The organism is Haladaptatus sp., from assembly GCF_049589095.1.
GTDB lineage: Archaea > Halobacteriota > Halobacteria > Halobacteriales > Haladaptataceae > Haladaptatus.
Genome location: NZ_JBAWAC010000282.1, coordinates 1 through 1,550 on the forward strand (window position 1 = coordinate 1; position 1,550 = coordinate 1,550).

Sequence of the window (1,550 nt, forward strand, 5' to 3'; positions counted from 1 at the left end):
CCGCGGCCGCGGCGATTCTCTTGAACGTCGGGTCGCGTTCGACGCGCGCGGAGAGCGCGTCGACGACGGCTTGATACAGTTCGTCGGTGCTCGCGCCGTCGTAGGAGTTCCGTTCGATTTCGGTGACGATGTCGTCCCAGTCGTCCGCCGAAAGTATCGTTTCGTAGTCTGTTCGTGCTCGGTCCAGAATCGACCGAGCGTCCGTCGTCGTCGCTGTTGATTGGTGGCTCATAAATCGTTAACTCGTTTTACTTGTCGGTTGGATGGGGCGGGTCGTCGTCCAGTTCCGCGTCGAGAACCGCGTCGAGTTCGCGGAGGAACTCCTCCGGTTCGGAGAACGCCTTGTACACGGAGACGAACCGGATGTACGCGACCTGGTCCAGTTCGCGCAGGCGTTCCGAGACGAGGTCGCCGACGAGGCTCGACGAGACGATGCGTGTGTCCCTGTTCTGGAGGTCGGATTCGACTTCCTCGACCAGACTCGTCACCGCTTCCTCGCTCACGTGCCGCTTTTCGACGGCTCGGTCGATCCCCGCACGGAGCTTCCGGCGGCTGAACGACTCGATGTTCCCGTCGCGTTTCTTCACCTGGAGGGAGTCCCATTCCGGACGCTCGTACGTCGTGAATCGAAACGAGCACCGTTGGCACTCGCGCCGCCGTCGTACCGACGTTCCGTCGGCGCTCGTGGTGTCGATGACTCGCGTCCGTTCGTTCCCGCAATCCGGGCAGTTCATGGTTGTCACTCCTTACACCTCCTGTTGCTTAAGCCCACATATGGGGCCTCGCTTCTTCCAACCGCTATATGTGGTGTCCAGTCACTACGGCATAAACGTTTCCCAATCGAGTTTCAGTAATACAAATCAACTTGATTTGTGTTCGGCACGGGAATGCGTACTCCGATGGACAGCCTTCCCACTACGAGTCCAAACCGACGAAAAAACGGTCCACCCGCCTGCTCGTAGCTCCCGTCCGCTCAATCGATCTCGTGGATATTCTCGCCACGATTGAGTCGCTCGGCGATTCGGAACGTCTGTTCGCCCGCCCGCCGCGTCGGCGTGTGCGCCGAAAGGTAACGAGCGGTCCCGATGAGGTGAATCCGCGCCCTTCGTTCGCTCTCCTCGGTTCCCTCGCCTGCAAGCGTGTCGTACTGATCGAACGCCGCCTCGACGTTCTGCCGGGTGTGGAACCCAACGTCCTCCCGCAGGAGCGCCTCGCCGAGTTTCCGTTTCAGCAGGTCAGTGTCCCCGTCGGCTTCGAGGTACTCCGCCGTCAGCCTTCCTGCTCTGTCCACTTCCGCGTTGGACTCCACCTCGAAGGTCTCCATCAGTTCGTCCAACACGGCGTCGGGCGAGCGGTTTCCGTCCGGTTCCGGAATCGGCGTCGGCGGCGTGTTGAGGAACCTATCGAGGTAGACGCTCATCGCCGCGTCGAAGACGCCGCGATAGGCTTCCGACGCGTCCGTCCGCTTGGCGAGTCCGTACACCTCGTTCGCGTAGGTGTATGTGTGGTGAACGGTGTTCCAGTCGCGGAACTCGTTCGAGGTGCCGAAC

At 61.2% G+C, this 1,550-nt stretch carries 2 protein-coding genes and 1 pseudogene; all 3 read right to left on the bottom strand.

Annotated elements, in window-relative coordinates; translation table 11 throughout:
* On the bottom strand, window positions 1-232 hold a 232-nt coding region (locus tag WBV42_RS09170), incomplete at its 3' end, for a hypothetical protein (RefSeq protein ID WP_423985753.1).
* 16 nt (window positions 233-248) lie between these two features.
* Complete coding sequence (gene nrdR / locus WBV42_RS09175) at window positions 249-734, bottom strand: transcriptional regulator NrdR (RefSeq protein ID WP_423985754.1); 486 nt, start codon at window positions 732-734, stop codon at window positions 249-251.
* A gap of 239 nt (window positions 735-973) precedes the next feature.
* Window positions 974-1,550: pseudogene (locus WBV42_RS09180) on the bottom strand (Rieske (2Fe-2S) protein); the annotation flags it as partial.

What these genes read in the sequence shown, in the direction of transcription:
- nrdR (WP_423985754.1), bottom strand. Translation starts at nt 734, where the DNA reads ATGAACTGCCCGGATTGCGGGAACGAACGGACGCGAGTCATCGACACC.